This window comes from Dickeya oryzae (assembly GCF_009372235.1).
GTDB classification, from domain to species: domain Bacteria; phylum Pseudomonadota; class Gammaproteobacteria; order Enterobacterales; family Enterobacteriaceae; genus Dickeya; species Dickeya oryzae.
Map to the genome: position 1 here is coordinate 40,353 of NZ_ML762924.1, position 20,877 is coordinate 61,229.

The 20,877-nt window shown below is 53.9% G+C and carries 18 protein-coding genes; 12 read left to right on the top strand and 6 right to left on the bottom strand.

Translation table 11 applies throughout. The features are described from left to right. Positions 1 to 266: 266 nt before the first annotated feature. Entirely contained in the window at positions 267 to 1,604 is a 1,338-nt protein-coding gene (locus tag FAZ14_RS10185; RefSeq protein WP_038926759.1) for an NCS2 family permease, read from the top strand. Between the two features lie 78 nt (positions 1,605 to 1,682). Here the strand turns inward: FAZ14_RS10185 and FAZ14_RS10190 are convergent, their stop codons facing one another. The 3 genes from FAZ14_RS10190 to aegA all read right to left on the bottom strand — a co-directional run bounded on the left by FAZ14_RS10190 (position 1,683) and on the right by aegA (position 5,245). Continuing rightward, positions 1,683 to 2,423, bottom strand: a complete 741-nt coding sequence (locus tag FAZ14_RS10190) for a 4'-phosphopantetheinyl transferase family protein (protein ID WP_016941637.1) — start codon at positions 2,421 to 2,423, stop codon at positions 1,683 to 1,685. Between the two features lie 288 nt (positions 2,424 to 2,711). Continuing rightward, positions 2,712 to 3,245, bottom strand: a complete 534-nt coding sequence (locus tag FAZ14_RS10195) for a 4Fe-4S dicluster domain-containing protein (protein ID WP_016941636.1) — start codon at positions 3,243 to 3,245, stop codon at positions 2,712 to 2,714. After that, positions 3,242 to 5,245, bottom strand: coding sequence for a formate-dependent uric acid utilization protein AegA (gene aegA, locus FAZ14_RS10200; RefSeq protein ID WP_016941635.1), 2,004 nt, complete (start codon positions 5,243 to 5,245; stop codon positions 3,242 to 3,244). The genes FAZ14_RS10195 and aegA overlap by 4 nt, the downstream gene beginning before the upstream one ends. 114 nt (positions 5,246 to 5,359) lie before the next feature. Between aegA and FAZ14_RS20380 the strand changes: the two genes are divergently transcribed. The 9 genes from FAZ14_RS20380 (at position 5,360) to FAZ14_RS10240 (ending at position 14,443) form a co-directional block, all read left to right on the top strand. Next, positions 5,360 to 5,491 (top strand): hypothetical protein, encoded by a 132-nt coding sequence (locus FAZ14_RS20380; RefSeq protein ID WP_268906960.1) that lies wholly within the window; start codon positions 5,360 to 5,362, stop codon positions 5,489 to 5,491. Positions 5,492 to 6,470: 979 nt separating this feature from the next. Continuing rightward, a complete protein-coding gene (arnB, locus tag FAZ14_RS10205) occupies positions 6,471 to 7,613 on the top strand; it encodes a UDP-4-amino-4-deoxy-L-arabinose aminotransferase (protein WP_029456372.1) in 1,143 nt (380 codons plus the stop codon). Continuing rightward, entirely contained in the window at positions 7,613 to 8,596 is a 984-nt protein-coding gene (gene arnC, locus FAZ14_RS10210) for an undecaprenyl-phosphate 4-deoxy-4-formamido-L-arabinose transferase (RefSeq protein ID WP_153508481.1), read from the top strand. The genes arnB and arnC overlap by 1 nt, the downstream gene beginning before the upstream one ends. After that, positions 8,593 to 10,584, top strand: coding sequence for a bifunctional UDP-4-amino-4-deoxy-L-arabinose formyltransferase/UDP-glucuronic acid oxidase ArnA (arnA, locus tag FAZ14_RS10215; RefSeq protein WP_016941632.1), 1,992 nt, complete (start codon positions 8,593 to 8,595; stop codon positions 10,582 to 10,584). The genes arnC and arnA overlap by 4 nt, the downstream gene beginning before the upstream one ends. Further along, positions 10,581 to 11,480: a 4-deoxy-4-formamido-L-arabinose-phosphoundecaprenol deformylase gene (gene arnD / locus FAZ14_RS10220; protein ID WP_016941631.1), complete on the top strand. Its 900-nt coding sequence runs from the start codon at positions 10,581 to 10,583 to the stop codon at positions 11,478 to 11,480. The genes arnA and arnD overlap by 4 nt, the downstream gene beginning before the upstream one ends. Beyond that, on the top strand, positions 11,480 to 13,132 hold the full coding sequence (gene arnT / locus FAZ14_RS10225; RefSeq protein WP_016941630.1) for a lipid IV(A) 4-amino-4-deoxy-L-arabinosyltransferase: 1,653 nt from the start codon (positions 11,480 to 11,482) through the stop codon (positions 13,130 to 13,132). Before arnD ends, arnT begins: the two co-directional genes overlap by 1 nt. Then, positions 13,129 to 13,470: a 4-amino-4-deoxy-L-arabinose-phosphoundecaprenol flippase subunit ArnE gene (arnE, locus tag FAZ14_RS10230; RefSeq protein ID WP_019844254.1), complete on the top strand. Its 342-nt coding sequence runs from the start codon at positions 13,129 to 13,131 to the stop codon at positions 13,468 to 13,470. Before arnT ends, arnE begins: the two co-directional genes overlap by 4 nt. After that, positions 13,467 to 13,865: a 4-amino-4-deoxy-L-arabinose-phosphoundecaprenol flippase subunit ArnF gene (gene arnF, locus FAZ14_RS10235; RefSeq protein WP_038906139.1), complete on the top strand. Its 399-nt coding sequence runs from the start codon at positions 13,467 to 13,469 to the stop codon at positions 13,863 to 13,865. Before arnE ends, arnF begins: the two co-directional genes overlap by 4 nt. A 98-nt stretch (positions 13,866 to 13,963) precedes the next feature. After that, on the top strand, positions 13,964 to 14,443 hold the full coding sequence (locus FAZ14_RS10240; protein WP_153508482.1) for a GNAT family N-acetyltransferase: 480 nt from the start codon (positions 13,964 to 13,966) through the stop codon (positions 14,441 to 14,443). A 108-nt stretch (positions 14,444 to 14,551) separates the two neighbouring features. Here FAZ14_RS10240 and hppD read toward each other — a convergent pair whose 3' ends face one another. Beyond that, positions 14,552 to 15,640 carry a 4-hydroxyphenylpyruvate dioxygenase gene (hppD, locus tag FAZ14_RS10245; RefSeq protein WP_153508483.1) on the bottom strand — a complete coding sequence of 363 codons (1,089 nt, stop codon included), beginning with the start codon at positions 15,638 to 15,640 and terminating at the stop codon, positions 14,552 to 14,554. Positions 15,641 to 15,961: 321 nt separating this feature from the next. Here hppD and FAZ14_RS10250 point away from each other — a divergent pair, with 321 nt between their 5' ends. Together FAZ14_RS10250 and FAZ14_RS10255 are read left to right on the top strand one after the other, a co-directional pair. Then, positions 15,962 to 16,753 carry an MBL fold metallo-hydrolase gene (locus FAZ14_RS10250; RefSeq protein WP_029456371.1) on the top strand — a complete coding sequence of 264 codons (792 nt, stop codon included), beginning with the start codon at positions 15,962 to 15,964 and terminating at the stop codon, positions 16,751 to 16,753. A gap of 43 nt (positions 16,754 to 16,796) precedes the next feature. Beyond that, on the top strand, positions 16,797 to 17,840 hold the full coding sequence (locus FAZ14_RS10255; protein ID WP_153508484.1) for a GlxA family transcriptional regulator: 1,044 nt from the start codon (positions 16,797 to 16,799) through the stop codon (positions 17,838 to 17,840). Here FAZ14_RS10255 and mnmE read toward each other — a convergent pair. Next, the gene (gene mnmE, locus FAZ14_RS10260; protein WP_153508485.1) at positions 17,763 to 19,127 is read right to left on the bottom strand and encodes a tRNA uridine-5-carboxymethylaminomethyl(34) synthesis GTPase MnmE; all 1,365 of its coding nucleotides are present in this window, start codon (positions 19,125 to 19,127) and stop codon (positions 17,763 to 17,765) included. The genes FAZ14_RS10255 and mnmE overlap by 78 nt on opposite strands. A gap of 116 nt (positions 19,128 to 19,243) precedes the next feature. After that, positions 19,244 to 20,875 carry a membrane protein insertase YidC gene (gene yidC, locus FAZ14_RS10265; RefSeq protein ID WP_016941623.1) on the bottom strand — a complete coding sequence of 544 codons (1,632 nt, stop codon included), beginning with the start codon at positions 20,873 to 20,875 and terminating at the stop codon, positions 19,244 to 19,246. Positions 20,876 to 20,877: the final 2 nt, after the last annotated feature.

The following is a 20,877-nucleotide window of genomic DNA, read 5'->3' on the forward strand; positions in this document are numbered from 1 at the left end:
CCTTATCAGGGGACCAAAACCCCCACTTTACCTGACTGACTGGAGAATGCGATGGTTGCGAAAATAAGCCGGTTACGGGGTGTGACTTCTGTAGCGGACAAACGTTTTCCCGTCAGGAAGTAAGGGGAAAACGCAGCGAACAGGCAGGAGATATAGAAAATAGTTATCGCTGGGAAAAAAAAGCCGACGGGTGCGTTAACTGCTCCGTATTTTGGTATAGGATACCGGGCGATTATCTTTCCTTTCTTCTCTTTGGGTCATTTATCATGGATAAATCTCAGTCTGGTTCCGTTGCTGAGCAAGGGCTGCTGGAGCGCGTGTTCAAATTGAAGCAACACGGCACCACCGTTCGTACTGAAACCATTGCCGGGTTCACGACTTTCCTGACGATGGTGTATATCGTTTTCGTTAACCCGCAGATTCTGGGCGCGGCCGGAATGGACACCAAAGCGGTGTTTGTTACCACCTGTCTTATCGCTGCTTTTGGTAGTATTTTCATGGGGTTGCTGGCTAATCTGCCGGTTGCACTGGCACCTGCCATGGGCCTGAACGCCTTTTTCGCGTTCGTGGTGGTCGGCACCATGGGCCTGCCGTGGCAGGTTGCGATGGGGGCTATCTTCTGGGGTTCGGTAGGGTTCCTGTTGCTGACGGTATTCCAGGTTCGCTATTGGATGATCGCCAATATTCCGCTCAGTTTGCGCTTGGGTATCGCCAGCGGTATTGGTCTGTTTATCGCCATGATTGGCCTGAAAAACGCCGGGATTATCGTGCCGAACCCGGAAACGCTGGTGTCGGTTGGCAAGCTGACCTCGCATAGTGTGCTGTTGGGTGTGCTGGGCTTTTTCATTATCGTGGTGCTGGCATCGCGCAATATTCATGCGGCGGTGTTGATCTCCATCGCGGTCACCACGCTGCTGGGCGCGCTGTTGGGGGATGTGAAATTTACCGGCGTATTTTCCATGCCGCCGAGCGTCAGCAATGTCGTCGGGCAGGTTGATTTGGCCGGGTCGTTGAATATCGGTCTGTCCGGGGTGATTTTCTCTTTCATGCTGGTGAACCTGTTTGACTCTTCCGGCACGCTGATTGGCGTGACTGATAAAGCAGGCCTGGTGGATGCTCGCGGTAAATTCCCGCAGATGAAACAGGCGCTGTATGTCGACAGTATCAGTTCGGTGGTAGGGTCATTTATCGGTACGTCGTCCGTGACTGCCTATATCGAAAGCTCTTCCGGTGTTTCCATCGGTGGCCGTACCGGCCTGACGGCCATCGTGGTGGGGATATTGTTCCTGTTGGTGATGTTCCTGTCGCCGCTGGCAGGGATGGTACCGGCCTATGCAGCCGCGGGTGCGCTGATTTATGTTGGTGTGCTGATGACGTCCAGTCTGGCCCGCGTCAACTGGGACGATTTGACCGAAGCCGTACCGGCGTTTGTGACTGCCGTGATGATGCCGTTCTCCTTCTCGATCACAGAAGGTATCGCGTTGGGCTTTATTTCCTACGCGGTGATGAAAGCGGCAACGGGTCGCTGGCGCGACATCAGCCCGTGTGTGATTGTGGTTGCGGTGTTGTTCCTGCTGAAGATCGTGTTTATCGACGCCCACTAATCATCGGTGAGCCGGGGTAACCCGGCTCGCTATTGATGATGTCATTGCTGGCATGTTTTCCTGCGCTTGCCTTGCCTGTCACATCACATACTGCGCAGACGCGTTTTCCGTCGCGTGGCTGCTGAGTTTGATATAACGCCGCGACTGACGCTGTTGCTGGATGATTTCACCGGATTTGCGCATGCCGTAAGCCGAGGTGTAATTCCACATCACCAACCGATCAAGACGCGGGGTATGGGCACAAGCCCAGGCCAGGTAATCATCGATGTCGCTTATCACTTCCACATCCGGAATATGCCGGGAACGCAGGCGACCTGAGGCGGGGTGCAATTTGAGCGATTCTGGCCCTCCGATGTTGAAGCCGGGAATTTTCAGTACCGACTGACGGATGGTGCACAGTTGGGTAGCCGCTTCCAGCGGATCTATCTGAGCGTCAATCCAGGCTTTTTCTGCGTGGGTCTGTGTTTGCAGGTGGGGGGGCGTTTCACGACTCCAGACGCGGACAATTTCCACATCCATTCCCACTTTACCTTCTTCGCTCAGCAGGATTGCGATGGTATTTCCTGCGTAACCAAGGCTGAAGTCGGGGAGATGCGGATCGACAAAACAGGGTCTGCCATTAGGCGAGACCATTAACGGTGGAAGTATTGGATAACCGAAAAAATAAAACATCATTTCTGCCAACAGCGCGCGGCTTTTCAGATAACGCTCGCGGCGTTTCACTGAAAGGCTGTGCGTGGATGAAATCAGGTCATCCGATAACCGTTGCAGATCGGGTAACGCTTCCGTGCTTGCCCACCTGACGAAATGACAGGTCATATTCACTCCATGATGCCAACGAAAAAAACCTGATAATTTTTAGCAGAATAATTGCTCACTGAAGTTTATTTCCGACATAAATAGTCAGACAAATATCCGTACCAAAGAGAAACTGACGGAGAAATCGACGATAATTATCCTTGTTTGAGCAGAATACGTCAAAAAACACTTTTTATTAAAATTGATTTATTTTTGCTTGAAACAAAATCGGACTGACATTTCATCATGTCAACACAGTGCGGCATGCCCGTGAACGCATCCTGGCATCACGGGCAAGCAAGAAAGACATCAGCACAGACGGATATCTGCGTGATTCCATGCAGAGCATTGCTGCTTTTCATAAACCCGCTCGGCCAGTGCCTGCGGTGTTACCAGCGTTAATGCCGATGTTGGGCACACACGAACACAGGACGGGATATCGGCAACGCCGATACACAGGTCGCATTTATGAACTTCACTGCCTGATAGTGAGGGGGCAGATGTCTCGCCGTCGAATGCGGGCGTCACCACATCAATGGCGCCGAACGGACAGGCGATTACGCAACTTTTACAGCCAATACACCGCGATGAAATTACCTGAATACTGTCTTGATGCCGCACCAGCGCATCGTGCGGACAAACGCTGGCGCAAGGGGCGTTTTCACACTGATGGCACAGTACTGGTATGCTCACGTTAGCATTTTTTATTACTTTAAGGCGCGGAAAAAAATGCGATTTATTCAATTTTTGTTGGTTGCCACCAGCGTGGGCGACAGCACAGGCAATCTCGCAGGTACGACAACCAATACATTTGGCGGCGTCTGCGATCACAAACTGATTCATAACCGATTCTCCTGTTGCGCCATCGTACTGACCGGCAGCGACATGTCCTGACTCTCCAGCTCCATCACTCGCAGCATACCTTGTGCAGCCTTACGGCCATCCGCGATAGCGGTGACCACCAAATCAGCGCCCCGCACCGCGTCACCGCCAGCGAATACCTGCCGATGGCTGGTCTGGCAGGGGTATCTGTCATCAACAGGTGCCGTCGTGATATGGCCCCAGCGGTCCAGCGAGATATGGGCATGTTGTAGCCACGGCATGCTGTGAGTCTGGAACCCAAATGCGGTGATCACCGCGTCCGCAGGCTGCACGAATTCAGAGCCTGGCACGGGTTTGGGCCGACGACGACCGCTGGCGTCCGGTTCACCCATTTCAGTACGAATCAGGCTGACACCGCAAACCGCCCCATCATCGTTCAGGTAAATCTTGAGTGGCTGAACATTGAAGATAAATTCCACGCCTTCTTCACGGGCGTTTTTCACCTCTTTACGTGAGCCCGGCATGTTGGCTTCATCACGCCTATAGGCGCAGGTAACGGAGGCCGCTCCCTGACGAATCGACGTGCGCAGGCAGTCCATTGCAGTGTCGCCGCCGCCCAGTACCAGCACTCGCTTACCTTGCATTGATACATAAGGCTCATTGGGTAATGCCGGTAACTCCATCACATGCTTGGTATTGGCTATCAGGAACGGCAGCGCATCATAGACGCCGGGGGCATCCTCATTTTCCAGACCTGCTTTCATGGATCGGTAGGTACCGACGCCAAGGAACAGCGTGTCAAATTCCGCCAGTAACTGCGTCATACTGATATCGGTGCCGACTTCGGTATTCAGGCGAAATTCGATCCCCATCGCGCTGAATATTTCCCGACGCCGTGCCAACACTGATTTATCCAGTTTGAAAGCCGGAATACCGAAGGTCAGTAACCCGCCAATTTCAGGATGCCTGTCAAAGACCACCGCTTGCACGCCGTGGCGTGCCAGTACGTCGGCGCAAGCCAGTCCGGCCGGTCCTGCACCGATGATGGCCGCGCGTTTGCCGGTGAGGGTAACCCGGCTTAGGTCTGGCTGCCAGCCCATGCTCATCGCGGTATCGGTGATATAGCGCTCGATATTACCGACAGTTACGGCACCATAACCCCGGCCCAGCGTACAGGCACCTTCGCATAACCTATCCTGTGGGCAGACCCGACCGCAGATTTCCGGCAGGCTGCTGGTACGGTGTGACAACTCGGCGGCATCGAGAATGCGTCCTTCCTGCACCAGTTGCAGTAGCGCGGGGATGTTATTGTGCAGTGGGCAGGTCCATTCGCAGATGGCGCTCTGACCACAATGCAGGCAGCGGCTGGCTTGATCGTGAGCGTGTTCGGCGTCGAAGCCATGATAGATTTCGTTAAATGTGGCGACCCGTTCTTCCAGCGGTTTTTTGACGGCATCCCGGCGTGGCCAGTGCTTCCGGTTGTCCAGCGGACGGCACGCCGTGGCGGCAAAGGTGGAAATAGCTCGCGGCGAGCCGGGGATACCGGTTTGCGCCATACGCAATTGCTTTTCCCTACGTTGCTCTTCAAGTGAGTGTTCACTTACAAGATGAAGCGCTTGGGTGGGACAGGCTTCTACACACGCTTGCCCTTCCGGGCGACCGATGCAGAGATCGCATTTATGCGCGCTGGCACCCTGCGCCTGATTTTCGATGGTGATGGCACCAAACGGACACGCCAGTACACAGGTTTTGCAACCAATGCACTTTTCGACGATCAGTTGAATACCGTCTTGTTTTCTGACCAGTGCCTGTGTGGGGCATACCCTGGCACAAGGTGAGTCCTCACAATGGTGGCAGGTGACCGCCGTGTGTTGATCACCCTGATGATAAACCCTGATTCGGGGGCGAAAATCTTCCCTGTTTTCCGGATAACGCCCGTGATTGTGGGAAATCACGCAGGCAATCTCGCAGGCATTACAGCCAATACAATCCTTCGTATTTGCGATAACAAACTGATTCATATCCTCTCCCGACATGTACAGCATGGGTGTGCGTATGACCCGCACACATTTTCAGGCGAGCCCTTATCGAATTAAGTAAGTATTTACTAACTTAATCTATGCAGGATGTCTGTTGTGATTACAGGCTGTATGACGTCGGCACTGTCTGCCGGGGCAGAAGAAAGGAGACGAAATCAGTCTGAGCGGGTCACTGGAAAAGTGATTCTGGAAGGGGCCTGGTACCTGTCTCGTCAGGAGAAAAAATAACGATCCCCTCAGTTAATGACGTTTATCCTAACGGCTCGGATCGGCGTAAATCTTGATATAGAACAGATAAAGTGAGGTAAAAATAACCAAAAATTTTCATGCAGTTATCAAAAACGATGGAATTGTCTCCTGACAAGATAAGAGGATGTAAAACCGGCGGGCTTTGCAGCAACAGTGTAGTAACAGAAGTGCTGCCAGTAACAGAAGAGGCGTAGAAGAAAACGAGTAGCGGATGCGTCGGCATCATACCGGTAGCGTTTATCCTGTCTGTAGCGATGACGTTTCTTCCTGAGTGGTTGTCATATCATAAAATCTGGTTATGCTTTGTTGGTGATAATTAAAGGATATGAGAGAAAAGCGGGAGAGTGGTTGCGGTTGAAGTGAAAGTAACGTGCTATATCTGTTTACTATTTCGCAACTCATTGTGCAGTACGGTAAATTTCATAGCAAGATAAGCAATCGGTATAAATAAGGTTTATTTCTATTTTGATGAATGTTAATAATGTTGCAATAAATTGTTGTTGATGTCTGTGTGATGGTTATCACGAAAAATATTTATATTTCGTGTGCTTATATGCGCGTTATAATAGGCAGTTATCATTGTTGAACTCTATTTTTATTGATGATGGGTTTAAACATAGCTTGCTACCCTCTCACAGAGTGGATTTGTCTAGCAAATTGAGTTCGCACCGTGATTTTAGTCTTGCTAGTTGAACATTGCCTGAAAACAAGCGTCTTAATACTCGACTAAGAAATCTGCGTTATGTTCGTCTGCTAACTGTCAGGTAGGTGATATGATTGACAATCGAGAGTCACTGATTGCCTTTTTATGCTGCGCAAGGACCTAAAGGAGTGGTTTCCCCTGACGTGTTATCCCCAGATCCGATTCTGATGGCGGGACGGCGGTGTCACCAGAACGTTTAAAATATTATCTCGCCATATCAACAATCATCGATTTAACCTGAGAGTGAATTTTTACATGGCTGATTTTCTACCTTTCTCACGCCCCGCGTTAGGTGAGGAAGAGCTTGCCGCAGTCGAGCAGGTTCTCCGTTCCGGATGGATTACCACTGGCCCTAAAAATCAGGAACTGGAACAACAGTTTGCTGCACTGACCGGCGCGAAACACGCCATTTCCGTGAGTTCTGCGACGGGTGGCATGCATGTTACCCTGATGGCGCTGGGGATCGGCGCGGGCGATGAGGTTATTACACCGTCGCTGACCTGGGTTTCCACCCTGAATATGATCGTTCTGCTCGGTGCTGAACCGGTCATGGTGGATGTGGATCGCGACAATCTGATGGTGACGCCACAAGCGATTGAAGCGGCCATTACTCCCCGAACCAAAGCCATTATCCCGGTTCACTATGCTGGTGCGCCAGCGGATATCGACGCGATTCGAGACATCGGTCGTCGCCATGGCATTCCGGTAATTGAAGATGCGGCCCATGCGGCTGGTACTTACTACCGTGGTCATCACGTCGGCGGTGAAGGCACGGCGGTTTTCTCCTTCCATGCCATCAAAAATATGACCTGCGCTGAAGGCGGCCTTGTGGTAACGGACGACGACGAACTGGCCAACCGCATTCGTAGCCTCAAGTTCCACGGTCTGGCGGTCGACGCCTTTGATCGCATGGTGCAGGGACGTGCGCCGCAGGCGGAAGTGGTGTCGCCGGGCTTCAAATATAATCTGCCGGATATCAGTGCGGCGATTGCGCTGGTACAACTGAACAAACTGGCTGCTAATAATGCCCGCCGCGAAGCGCTGGCTCAGCGCTATCTGCAAAAATTGGCGTCATTGCCATTCCAGCCGCTGTCGCTGCCGTCATGGCCGCATCAGCACGCCTGGCATCTGTTTATTATTCGGGTGGATGAAGCGCGTTGTGGTATCGATCGCGACGGCCTGATGCAGGCGTTAAAAGAGCGTAATATCGGCACCGGCCTGCATTTCCGCGCTGCACATACCCAGAAATATTACCGTGAGCGTTTCACTAACCTGCATCTGCCGAATACCGACTGGAACTCAGCGCGTATCTGCTCCCTGCCGCTGTTCCCGGATATGCATGACGAGGATGTGGACAGAGTGGTAGAGGCGTTAGCTGAACTGGCGGGGAAACACTGATGTCAGACATGGAAGCAATTAATAAAGTCTCGGTGGTGATCCCGGTTTTCAACGAGCAGGAAAGCCTGCCGGAACTGATTCGTCGTACTACCACCGCTTGTGAGCAACTGAGTCAGGATTATGAAATCCTGCTGGTCGATGACGGCAGTAGCGACAATTCAGCCGCATTGCTGACCGAAGCCGCGCAGGCACCGGGTAGCCATGTGGTGGCGGTGATCCTCAATCGTAACTACGGCCAACATTCGGCGATCATGGCGGGGTTCAGCCATGTATCGGGCGATCTTATCATCACGCTGGATGCTGACTTGCAAAACCCGCCGGAAGAGATTCCCCGGCTGGTGAGCACGGCGGAGCAAGGGTATGACGTGGTGGGTACCATCCGTGAGAATCGTCAGGACAGCTGGTTTCGCAAAACCGCGTCCCGCATGATCAACCACCTGATTCAGCGTACTACCGGCAAGGTGATGAATGACTACGGCTGTATGTTACGCGCCTATCGCCGCCATATCATCGACGCGATGCTGCACTGCCATGAACGCAGTACATTTATCCCGATTCTCGCTAATACCTTTGCCCGTCGCACGACTGAAATTTTGGTGCGTCATTCTGAGCGTGAGTTTGGTGATTCCAAATACAGCTTCATGAAACTGATTAACCTGATGTACGACCTGGTGACCTGCCTGACAACGACGCCGCTGCGCTTGTTGAGCGTTGTGGGCAGTGTCATTGCGATTTCCGGTTTCACGCTGGCGCTGTTGTTGATTCTGATGCGTCTGTTTTTCGGCGCAGCCTGGGCGGCAGACGGTGTGTTCACACTGTTTGCCGTACTGTTTTCCTTTATCGGCGCCCAGTTCGTCGGCATGGGGCTACTTGGGGAATATATCGGACGAATCTACAACGATGTTCGCGCGCGCCCCCGCTATTTTATTCAACGTATTGTTGGCAATGATCCACGATTTTCTGAACAGGACAATGAAGAATGAAAGCAGTTGTTTTTGCCTATCATGATTTTGGCTGCGTGGGACTCCGCGCGTTGGTGGCTGCGGGCTATACCGTAGAAGCGGTATTTACCCATGCGGATAATCCCGCGGAAAATCAGTTTTTTGGATCGGTAGCCCGTACCGCAGCGGAACTGGGTATCCCGGTATTCGCGCCGGAAGACGTCAACCACCCGCTGTGGGTGGAGCGCATCGCCGCGATGTCGCCGGACGTGATTTTCTCCTTCTACTATCGCCACCTGCTGAGCGACGCGATTTTGCAAAGCGCAGCCCATGGCGCGTACAACCTGCATGGTTCGCTGCTGCCGCGTTATCGTGGCCGGGCACCGCTGAACTGGGCGCTGGTTAACGGCGAAACTGAAACTGGCGTCACCCTGCACCGTATGGTTGCGCGTGCCGATGCCGGTAATATCGTGGCACAACAGCGTGTTGCTATCGACGAGAGCGATACCGCGCTGAGTCTGCATCATAAGCTGCGTGACGTCGCCAGCCAGTTGCTGAAAGATAGCCTGCCGGCTATCGCGGCAGGTAAAGCGAATGATATTCCGCAGGACGAAAGCCAGGCTACCTATGTGGGCCGTCGTACTCCAGAAGATGGCCGCATTGAATGGCAGAAACCGGCACGTGCGCTGTACAACCTGGTACGTGCGGTGACCGAGCCGTGGCCAGGTGCATTTAGCTTTGTCGGTACTACCAAGTTCATTATCTGGCAGGCGAAAGTGCGTACTGACTTTGCTGCTGCCAAACCGGGCACCGTGCTGAGCACGTCACCGCTGGTGGTTGCTTGCGGTAACGACGCACTGGAGATCGTTACCGGTCAGGGGGATAACGGTATTTATCTGCAAGGCGCGCAACTGGCCCAAGGCCTGGGTCTGGTGAGCGGCGCTATCCTCAACAACTCGCCGGTGGTGAGTGTGAAGCGTCGTACCCGTGTGCTGATCCTCGGGGTGAATGGCTTTATCGGTAACCACCTGACCGAGCGTCTGTTGCAGGAAGATAACTACGAAGTGTTCGGTCTGGACATCAGCTCCGATGCTATCGAACGTTTCCTCGACAACCCGCACTTCCACTTCGTGGAAGGGGACATCAGCATCCACTCTGAGTGGATCGAATACCACATCAAGAAATGCGACGTGGTGCTGCCACTGGTGGCGATTGCCACGCCGATCGAATATACCCGCAACCCGCTGCGTGTGTTCGAGCTGGATTTCGAAGAAAACCTGAAAACCATTCGTGACTGCGTGAAGTACAAAAAACGCATCATTTTCCCGTCCACTTCTGAAGTGTACGGCATGTGTACCGACCCGGTATTCGACGAAGATAACTCTAACCTGATTGTCGGGCCTATCAACAAACAGCGTTGGATTTACTCTGTATCTAAACAGCTGTTGGACCGCGTTATCTGGGCTTACGGCGAAAAAGAAGGGCTGCGTTTCACCCTGTTCCGTCCGTTTAACTGGATGGGGCCGCGTCTGGATAACCTGAATGCCGCGCGTATCGGCAGTTCCCGTGCTATCACCCAGTTGATCCTGAACCTGGTGGAAGGCTCGCCTATCAAACTGGTTGATGGTGGTCGTCAGAAACGCTGCTTTACCGACATCAAAGACGGTATCGAAGCGCTGTTCCGCATCATTGAGAACAAAGACGGCGTGTGTGATGGTCAGATCATCAATATCGGTAACCCGGAAAACGAAGCGAGCATTCGCCAACTGGCGGAAATGCTGCTGGAGAGCTTCGAGAAGCATCCGCTGCGTAACCAGTTCCCGCCGTTCGCCGGTTTCCGCGAAGTAGAAAGCAGCAGCTACTACGGTAAAGGCTATCAGGATGTGGAGCATCGTAAGCCCAGCATCCGCAACGCCAAGCGCCTGTTGCATTGGCAGCCGACCATCGAGATGGAAAAAACCGTGGCTGAAACGCTGGACTTCTTCCTTCAGACTGTTGAAACCGGTCAATTCAGTCAGGACGGCGAATGAGAAAAGTAGGGTTACGGATCGACGTTGATACCTGGCGCGGCACGCGGGTGGGAGTCCCCCGCTTGCTGGAGTTGCTGGACGTCTATGGCGTTCGGGCCAGCTTTTTCTTCAGTGTCGGTCCCGACAACATGGGGCGCCATCTCTGGCGCCTGATCCGCCCGGTATTTTTGTGGAAGATGCTGCGCTCGCGCGCAGCATCGCTGTATGGCTGGGATATCCTGTTGGCGGGCACCGCCTGGCCGGGCCGGGTGATCGGTCGTGGTCTGCCGGACCCGATTGTTGCCGCGTCCCGGCAACATGAAGTTGGGTTGCACGCCTGGGATCACTTCGCCTGGCAAACCTGGGCCGGGGTGTGGGATCAGGCCAAAATGGAACAACAGATCAAGCTTGCCTACGACGCGTTGCAGTCGATTACCGGCGAACCGGTCATTTGCTCCGCGGTGGCAGGCTGGCGCGCGGATCAAACCGCCGTCGAAGCCAAACAGCGGTTTGGCTTTCGCTACAACAGCGATTGTCGCGGCACGGCACCGTTTCGCCCGTTACTTAACGACGGCAGCACCGGTACGGTACAGATTCCGGTCACGTTGCCCACCTGGGATGAAGCGGTTGGCCGGGAAACCAACACCGCCGATTTCAATCGCTATATTCTGGATAAAATCCATCAGGATCAGGGTACACCGGTCTATACCATCCATGCCGAAGTGGAAGGTATTGTGATGAGCGATCAGTTCAGTGAGTTGCTGGCGCTGGCTGAGCAGGAAGGTATTCGCTTTTGTCCGCTCAGTGAATTGCTACCGGATGATACCGCTACGTTGCCGGTCGGACGCGTGGTGCGGGGTTCTCTCGCCGGACGCGATGGCTGGTTGGGATGTCAGCAGACCGTGGAGGCGGCCTGATGAAATACGCACGTCAAACAACGCTATGGCTGGCGTTGTTACTGCTCTACTACTTTATTCCCCTCAATGGCCGTCTGTTATGGCAACCGGATGAAACCCGTTATGCGGAGATCAGCCGGGAAATGCTGGCGGGCGGCAACTGGATTGCGCCTCATTTTCTGGGGATTCGCTATTTTGAAAAACCGATCGCCGGTTACTGGGTGAATAACATCGGCCAGTGGCTGCTGGGAGACAATAACGCCGGTGTGCGCGCCGGTTCGGTGTTTTCCATCTTGCTGACGGCAGGACTGATTTACTGGCTGACGCAGCGGTTGTGGCAGCAGCGGCGTACCTCGCTGCTGGCGATGGCTATCTACCTGAGCTGTTTTTTGGTGTATGGCATCGGTACCTATGCGGTGCTAGACCCCATCGTCACCCTGTGGCTGGCGGCGGCGATGTGCAGTTTCTGGGGAGCCGCGCAGGCCACTACTCGCGGCAGTAAAATCGGTGGCTACTTGCTACTGGGCGTAGTGTGCGGCATGGGCTTCATGACCAAGGGCTTTCTGGCGTTGGCGGTGCCGGTGATTGCCGTGCTGCCGTGGGTGACGCTGGAGCGGCGCTGGAAAGAGGTGCTGCTGTATGGCCCGCTGGCGATTATCAGTGCGGTAGTGGTGTCGCTACCCTGGGCGCTGGCGATAGCGCGCCAGGAGCCGGATTTCTGGCATTACTTCTTCTGGATTGAGCACATCCAGCGTTTCGCCGACTCTAAGAATGCTCAGCATAAAGCGCCGTTCTGGTACTACCTGCCGGTGTTGGTTGCGGGGGTATTACCGTGGCTGGCTTTGTTGCCGTCGTCATTGCTACAGGGTTGGCGTGAGCGGCGTCAGCAGAATGGTGCGTTTTACCTGTTAGGTTGGGCGGTGATGCCATTCCTGTTTTTCAGTATCGCAAAAGGAAAACTGCCAACTTACATTCTGCCTTGTTTCGCGCCACTGGCGATTCTGATGGCCCGACGTGCCACCACGTTGTTGAGCCCGAAGATGCTAACCGTCAACGGCTGGATCAATCTGGCTGTTGGCTTGTTGTGTGCGTTAATCGTGGGGCTGGTGTTGGCTCCATGGGGATTATCACATCGCCAGCTCTATCAGTCGCAGGAAAGTACCAAGGTTGTGTTGGGGGTTGTGGCGTTTTTGTTTTGGGGCTTGATCGGTTGGTGGACGTCGCGTCAGGCGGCAACGCGCTGGCATTGGGCAGCGGTCTGCCCGCTGGGTATTGCGTTGCTGGTTGGTATGGCGATTCCTGAACGGGTGATGGAAACCAAAAATCCACAGTGGTTTGTGCGTAGTGTGGAGCCTCAATTATCTCAGAGTCGTTATATTTTGGCCGACAGTGTGGGTATCGCTTCTGCCATCGCTTGGGAGCAAAAGCGTAGCGATATTCTGATGTACGATAATCAAGGTGAATTGGAATACGGTTTGTCGTATCCAGACAGCACGGATCGTATGGTCTCTGCCAGTAAGTTTGCCGACTGGCTGGCGGTGCATCGCCGTGAAGGTAATGTCTCATTGGTGCTACTATTCTCTTCGGAAACTGATCCGATCACCGGATTACCACCCGCGGATTACACTGATCGTAAAGGGCGTATTGCCTTATTGTGGTATCGCCAGCAATGATCAATTACCTGCTGATTTTGCTGGTCAGTTTGTTGACCTGCGCCGGTCAGCTTAGCCAAAAACAGGCCGCCAGCTGGCAGAGCGGCGGCCGTTCACGTCGTGCCCATATTCTGTTATGGATGGGGGTAAGCCTGCTGTTGTTGGGTGTGGCAATGCTGCTGTGGCTGGCAGTGCTGCAGCGTGTGGCGGTGAGCGTAGCGTATCCGATGCTGAGCCTGAATTTCATTCTGGTTGCACTGGCCGCGCGTTGGCTATGGCGGGAAGCCATCAGCCTGCGGCAATGGGCAGGCATCGCGCTGATTGTTATCGGTGTCATCTTGATGGGAGGGAGCGCGTGAAAGGCTATGGATGGGCGTTGTTGAGCGTGTTGCTGGTGAGTGCGGCACAGCTGTCGATGAAATGGGGAATGTCTCAGCTTCCCTCATTGACGGAACCGTTGCCGTTTATGTTCGCCATGATGGTATTACCGATCGCGGCGGCGGCGGTGCTGTTGGGGTTGGCGGCGTATGCATTCTCAATGCTGAGCTGGTTTAACGCCCTGCGTTTTTTGCCGCTAAGCCGGGCTTACCCACTGCTGAGCCTTAGCTATGTGCTGGTATGGGGACTGGCGGTGGCGATGCCTATCTTCCCTGATACGTTTAGTACCGGCAAGCTGCTGGCTATTGCGCTAATTATTGTCGGTGTATGGCTGGTGTGCAGCCGACAAGCCTCGCGTCTGGACGACGAGTCCTGATGTCTTACTGATATGACGATGCGGGAAGGTGGCGTTTTCTCTTTCCCGTTTCTCACTTCCCTGTTATCGTTTCCACTTTGATTCACTGGGATCTTCTTATGACCTTACATATCCGTTGGGCGGTGCAGCAGGATTCCGCCACCATCCTGAATTTTATTCGTGAACTGGCAGAGTACGAGAAAGCGCTGCATGAGGTGAAGACCAATCAGCAGGAGATTGAGCAAACGCTGTTTGGTGAAGGCACGTCTACCGAGGCACTGATCTGCGAATGGAACGGCGAGCCAATAGGGTTTGCGGTGTTCTTCAGTAGTTACTCCACCTGGCTTGGGCGCAACGGTATTTATCTGGAAGATTTGTATGTCTCGCCACATTATCGTGGCTATGGCGCGGGTAAAGCGTTGCTGAAATACATTGCGCGTCTGGCGGTTGAACGCGGTTGCGGGCGGCTGGAATGGAGTGTGCTGGACTGGAATCAGCCCGCCATCGATTTCTACGACAGTCTGGGGGCTGCCCCACAAAACGAGTGGATCCGCTACCGGCTGGAAGGTGACAGTCTGAAACAGGTGGCACAGGAATAGCCTGGAGTATCCGTTGCGCTAATCGCTAATGCTGCTGGCAGACGATCGATATTCAGACCGTGGGGCCTTGCGCTGCTCTGCAAGGCCCCACCTGATACAAGCGGGGGATTAGACTGCTTCTGTCGTGACTTTGATTTCCCCGCGCGCCAGTTGGTCGCGCTCCATGGATTCGAACAGTGCTTTGAAGTTACCTTCACCAAAGCCCTCGTCACCATCCCGCTCGATGAATTCAAAAAACAGAGGGCCGATGAGGGTTTCCGAGAAAATCTGCAACAGTAGTTTCTTCTGCCCATTATGGGTGCTGCCATCCAGCAAAATACCGCGTTTTTGCAGCGCAGCAGTATCCCGGCCATGGCCAGGCAGGCGCTCTTCCACCATCTGGTAATAGGTATCGGACGGCGCGGTCATCAGCGGTAATCCTGCCTGACGCAACTGATCGAGCGTCGTCAGAATATCATCGGTTTGCATCGCGATATGCTGGATCCCTTCGCCATTAAACCGACGCAGGAATTCCTGGATTTGCCCATTGCTGCCTTCGGCTTCTTCATTCAGCGGAATACGAATTTTTCCGTCTGGTGCGACCATGGCTTTTGAGTGCAAACCGGTGTATTCACCTGCAATATCAAAATAACGAATTTGCTGGAAATTAAATATCCGGCTATAGAATTCAGACCAGTAATTCATTCTTCCCTGATAGACATTATTAGTCAGATGGTCAATGGTGTGCAGCCCGAATCCTTTCGGATTTTTTTCCACACCGGGAATAAATGAAAATTCGATATCAAAGATATCGATGTCAGAATGATATTTCTCGATGAAATAGATTTTTGAACCACCAATTCCCTCAATAGCCGGTACCTGAATTTCACCAGGGTTGGCGGCCTGTTCTGCAGGTCTGGCACCGGATAACAGCGCCTGCTCATAGGCCTGGTGCGCATCTTTGACATAAAACCCCATACCGCAGGCCCCTGCACCGTGCTCCTGCAAAAAGGTTCGCGGAAAACCGGTAGAGGTATTATTCACAAGGAAGTTGATATTATTTTGTCGAAACAGCGAAATAGCACGGTGACGATGGTGTGCAACACAGGTAAACCCGAGAGAAACGAATAATGTCGATAGCGCTTCCGGGTCATCGGTGACAAATTCGATAAAAGCAAATCCATTTAAATTGAGCGGGTTGGCTAATAAATTAGTCATGCTATTTCCTTTGTCCATAAAGGAGACGGTTAACATAAATTGGCGACGTGCTTGTCAGAGTGGATAGTAGCGCCATTATTCATTCAAGGATAACAATTTTTTCTTATTAAAAACACAGTAAATAAATTCGAAATAGTTTCATTTATTAATAATTATTAATTAGTGCATCGATAGTGAGTGAATGCGATCAGGAGTGATAAAAAAATAATGATTTGGCCCAAATTTGGCGATAAATGACCTTTGGGCCACTGCTGGTGATGTGATTTTTTAAGCAGAATGACGGTAGTCTGCCATGTGTGTCTTAAAAAGAGGAATACCGCTATGAACATTACCCAGATAAGAAACGCGACGCTCAAAATTGGCTTCGCCGGTAAAACGTTTCTCATCGACCCGATGCTGGCTGACAAAGGCGCTTATCCCGGTTTCGAGGGGACGCTGAACAGCCATCTGCGTAACCCCTTGGTGGACTTGCCAGTCACGCTGGAGGCGCTATTTGCCGGTGTGGATGCGGTCATTGTTACCCACACGCATCTTGATCACTGGGATGATGTCGCCGCTACCCGGCTGCCGAAATCATTACCGATATTTACCCAGCATGAGCACGATCAAAGCCTGATTCGGGCCGCCGGGTTTGGTGATGTCCGGCTGTTGAGTGAGCAGAGTACTTTTGGCGATAAGAGTACTTTTGGCGATATCACGCTGAGTAAAACACCGGGTCAGCATGGCAGTGATGCCATTATGGAAAAGCTGGGCGAGAGGCTGGGCCAGGTGTGTGGCGTCGTGCTGCGTCATCCACAGGAAAAAACGCTGTATCTGGCGGGCGATACCGTCTGGAATGCGGACGTGGCGGAAAATCTGCGTCGCTATGTGCCAGAAGTGATTGTGCTCAACTGCGGCGATGCACAAATTGTCGGCCTGGGGTCAATCATCATGAACCAGCAGGATGTACTGAGCGTGGCGCAGCACGCACCGAATGCGACCCTCATCGCCAGCCATATGGAGGCGGTTAACCATTCGGCGTTAAGTCGTGAGGCTCTGGCGGATTTTGTGCAGCAACATGGCCTGTCGGGTCGGGTATTGATTCCGGCCGATGGCGAGTCCTGTATGCTGTAGCCGGTATACAAAACGGGCAGTGACAAGGCAGGAGGAACGTAATGTGAGTAAGCCTATTCCATCGGTCGCGGTGGTCGCCTGCGATCAGTTCAGCCCGTTTCATTTATCGGTGCCCTGCATGATCTTCGGCGATGTACTGCCGGGACAACCGTTATTCAGGTTGCGTCTTTGCGCTGGTGAAGAGGGGGTGTTGCGTTCCGCACAAGGGCTGCAGATTGATACCTCGTTTGGGCTGGATACTCTGGCGCAAGCCGATATCGTGGTGGTGCCTTACTGGCGTAACCCGCAGGAAACGCCGAATCCGGCGTTGCTGGAGGCGTTAGCTGATGCCTATGCCCATGGCAGCCTGTTAGTTGGGCTGTGTCTGGGCACCTATGTGCTGGCCTGGGCCGGGCTGCTTACGCAGCGCAACGCCGCAACACACTGGGAATTCGCGCAGGATTTTCAGCAGCGTTTTCCGGATGTACGGCTGGATACACAGGCGTTATACGTGGAAGACGAGCGGCTGATCACTTCGGCAGGGACGGCCGCCGGGCTGGATTGTTGCCTGCATGTGGTCAGAAAGTACCACGGTAGTGTCATCGCCAATAAAATCGCCAGAAGAATGGTGATCCCCCCGCATCGTGAAGGCGGTCAGGCACAGTTCATCGAGCGGCCGATGCCGACATCGACGCAGGACGCCAGGATCAACGCGCTACTGGATTACCTGAGAAGCCACCTCGACCATTCCTATCATCTCGACGACCTGGCGCGCCGGACGCTAATGAGCCGTCGCACGTTCACCCGACAGTTTCACAAGGCTACCGGGATGTCGGTCGGTGAATGGCTGATGGCCGAGCGCCTGCAACAAAGCCAGACATTGCTGGAATCCACCACGTTGTCGATCGAGGCCATCGCCGAACAGGTCGGCTTCGGCACCGCAGCGTCACTGCGTCAGCACTTTCGCCGACAGTTTAACGTCACACCCGGCGAGTGGCGCCGGACGTTTTTGGGGGGGAGTACGTCTATGTCACTTCCCAATACAAAAACTGGAAAAAATCCGCCCCAGCAGATCGTCGGAGGTGAATTCACCGGTGATTTCACTTAACGCCTGCTGTGCCAGCCGCAGTTCTTCGGCCAGCAACTCGCCTGCGTAGGCACCGACCAGTTGTTCGTGGCCTTGCTGCAGATGTTGCGCTGCTTGTTCCAGTGCCTGCAAGTGGCGACGGCGGGCCAGGAAGCCCCCTTCGGTGTTGCTGGTAAATCCCATGCTTTGTTTGAGGTGGTCACGCAGCAGGTCTACACCGTCACCCGTTCGGGCGGAAAGGCGGATAAGTGAGTAAGTGTTTACCTCTTCAATACCCAGCGGTTCACCGGTGACATCCGCTTTGTTACGCACGACGGTGATCGGCAATCGGCTTGGTAGTCTCGCCATAAATTCTGGCCAGATAGCCGCAGGTTCTACCGCGTCGGTGGTGGTGCCATCGACCATAAACAGTACCCGGTCGGCCTGTTCGATTTCCTGCCACGCCCGTTCAATACCGATACGTTCTACTTCGTCGCTGGCTTCGCGCAGCCCGGCGGTGTCGATGATATGCAGCGGCATACCGTCGATATGAATATGCTCACGCAGCACATCGCGCGTGGTACCGGCGATATCGGTGACGATAGCGGCATCGCGCCCGGCCAGCGCATTCAGCAGGCTGGATTTACCGGCGTTGGGTCGACCGGCAATCACCACTTTCATCCCTTCACGTAACAGGCTGCCTTGCCGCGCTTCGCCACGAACACCTTCCAGATCGCCTATCACCGCATTGAGCATGGCTTCGATTTTGCCGTCAGAGAGAAAATCGATCTCCTCATCGGGGAAATCGATCGCGGCTTCCACATAGATTCGAAGGTGAGTGAGTGCTTCCACCAGTTGATGAACGCGGGAGGAGAAGACACCCTGCAGCGAGTTGACGGCGGAACGGGCCGCCTGCTCAGAACTGGCGTCGATCAGATCGGCAATCGCTTCGGCCTGCGCCAGGTCGAGCTTGTCGTTTAAAAACGCCCGTTCGGAAAATTCGCCGGGGCGGGCGATGCGCACACCCTGCAGTGCCACGACGCGCTTGAGCAGCAGGTCGAGGATTACCGGGCCACCGTGACCTTGTAGTTCCAGCACGTCTTCACCTGTAAAGGAATTCGGGCCGGGGAACCACAGGGCAATGCCTTGATCGAGTACGCTGCCGTCGACGTCATGGAAAGGCAGATAATCGGCGTAACGCGGTTTAGGCAGCTTACCCAGTATGGCTTGTGCTACCGCTGAGGCTTGGCGGCCGGAGATGCGCAGAATACCTACGCCGCCGCGTCCCGGCGGGGTGGCTTGGGCAACGATGGTGTCGGTATGGCTCATGGTGTTCTCTCTGCCTTTTCGCCTGTTTTCAGGCACGGTTACGGGGTTGTCTTACGGTAAAAAAATAAGGCGGTCAGTGACCGCCTCATAATGAGATTGATTGGGCAATCAACCGATTACTTTTTCTCGCGGCTGTGCAGCCCGCGTTTTTCCAGCCCGCGGTAAATCAACTGCTGCTGGGCGATGGTCACCAGGTTGCTGACGATATAGTACAGTACCAGACCTGACGGGAACCACAGGAAGAACACGGTGAAGATAACCGGCATGTAGGTCATGATCTTCTGCTGCATCGGATCGGTGACCGTGGTCGGCGACATCTTCTGAATGAAGAACATGGTCAGACCCATCAGGATCGGCAGCACGTAGTACGGGTCCTGCGCCGAGAGGTCATGAATCCACAGTGCGAACGGCGCGTGACGCAGTTCCACCGAGCCCATCAGCATGTAGTACAACGCCAGGAAGATAGGCATCTGGATAACCAGCGGGAAGCAACCACCCAGCGGGTTCACTTTCTCTGCCTTGTACAGCGCCATCATTTCCTGACTCATGCGCTGTTTATCGTCACCGATACGCTCACGCATCGCCTGCAATTTCGGTTGCAGCATGCGCATTTTCGCCATCGAGGTGTACTGCGCTTTGGTCAGCGGGTACATGATGCCGCGCACGATAAAGGTGATGGCAATGATGGAGAAGCCCCAGTTGCCGATAAAGCCGTGCAGGAATTTCAGCAGCTTAAACAGCGGTTGGGAGATGAACCACAACCAACCGTAATCTACGGTCAGGTCCAAATGCGGTGCGACGGCGGCCATTTTGTCCTGAATTTCCGGGCCAACCCACAAGGTGGCGTTCAGGTTCTGCTGGCTACCCGGCTGTACGACAACCGAGGGGGACTTAAAGCCGATAGCGGCTAAGCCATTGCCAAGGTTGGCGCTATAAAACGTATTGCTCGCAGCAGCGTTTGGCACCCAGGCGGTAGCGAAATACTGTTGCAGCATCGCAACCCAGCCACCCTGTGTGTTGATGTTCAGGTTCTCTTTCATATCGCTAAAGCTGTATTTGCGATATTTATCGTCGCTGGAAGAGAACGCTGCACCACGGTAAGTGTGCAGAGCAAAGTTATTGCTGCCGGTGTCGCGGTGTGACGGCAAATCGATAGATTGCTTCAACTGGCCGAACAGCGTCAGTTCCAGCGGTTGTGCACTGGTGTTATTGACACTGTATTCCACGTTCAGCGCGTACTCACCACGCTTTAACACGAAGGTTTTGGTGAAGCTGACGCCGTTAGCATCGGTATAGGTCAACGGAATACGCAGTTCGTTCTGGCCTGCGGCCAGCTCAAAGCGATCTGCCGAGGCGGTATACAGCGGACGTGAACCGTTAGCCGGGTTGTCCGGGCCGTTTTTACCGGTCAGGCCACTTTGTGCCTGGTAGGTGAAGGCCGGGGTGGTTTCCAGCAGTTTGAACGGCTGGTTGGAGCCAAGTTCTGCCGGGTAAGCCAGCAGGTCGGCTTCTTCAATGTCGCCGCCGCGTGTGTTGATGTTCAGCGACAACACGTCGGTTTTCACGGTGATCAGTTTACCCTGACCGCTGGCTGGTACGCCCTGGTTGGCTGCATCGCCTACAGCGCCATTCGCCTGTTGCGTGGTCTGGGTGGCCGCGGGTGGATTTTTGTCCGTTTCCCACTGCTGCCAGATCATGAACGTCACGAATAGCAGAGCGATGACAAGAAGATTGCGTTGCGAATCCATCG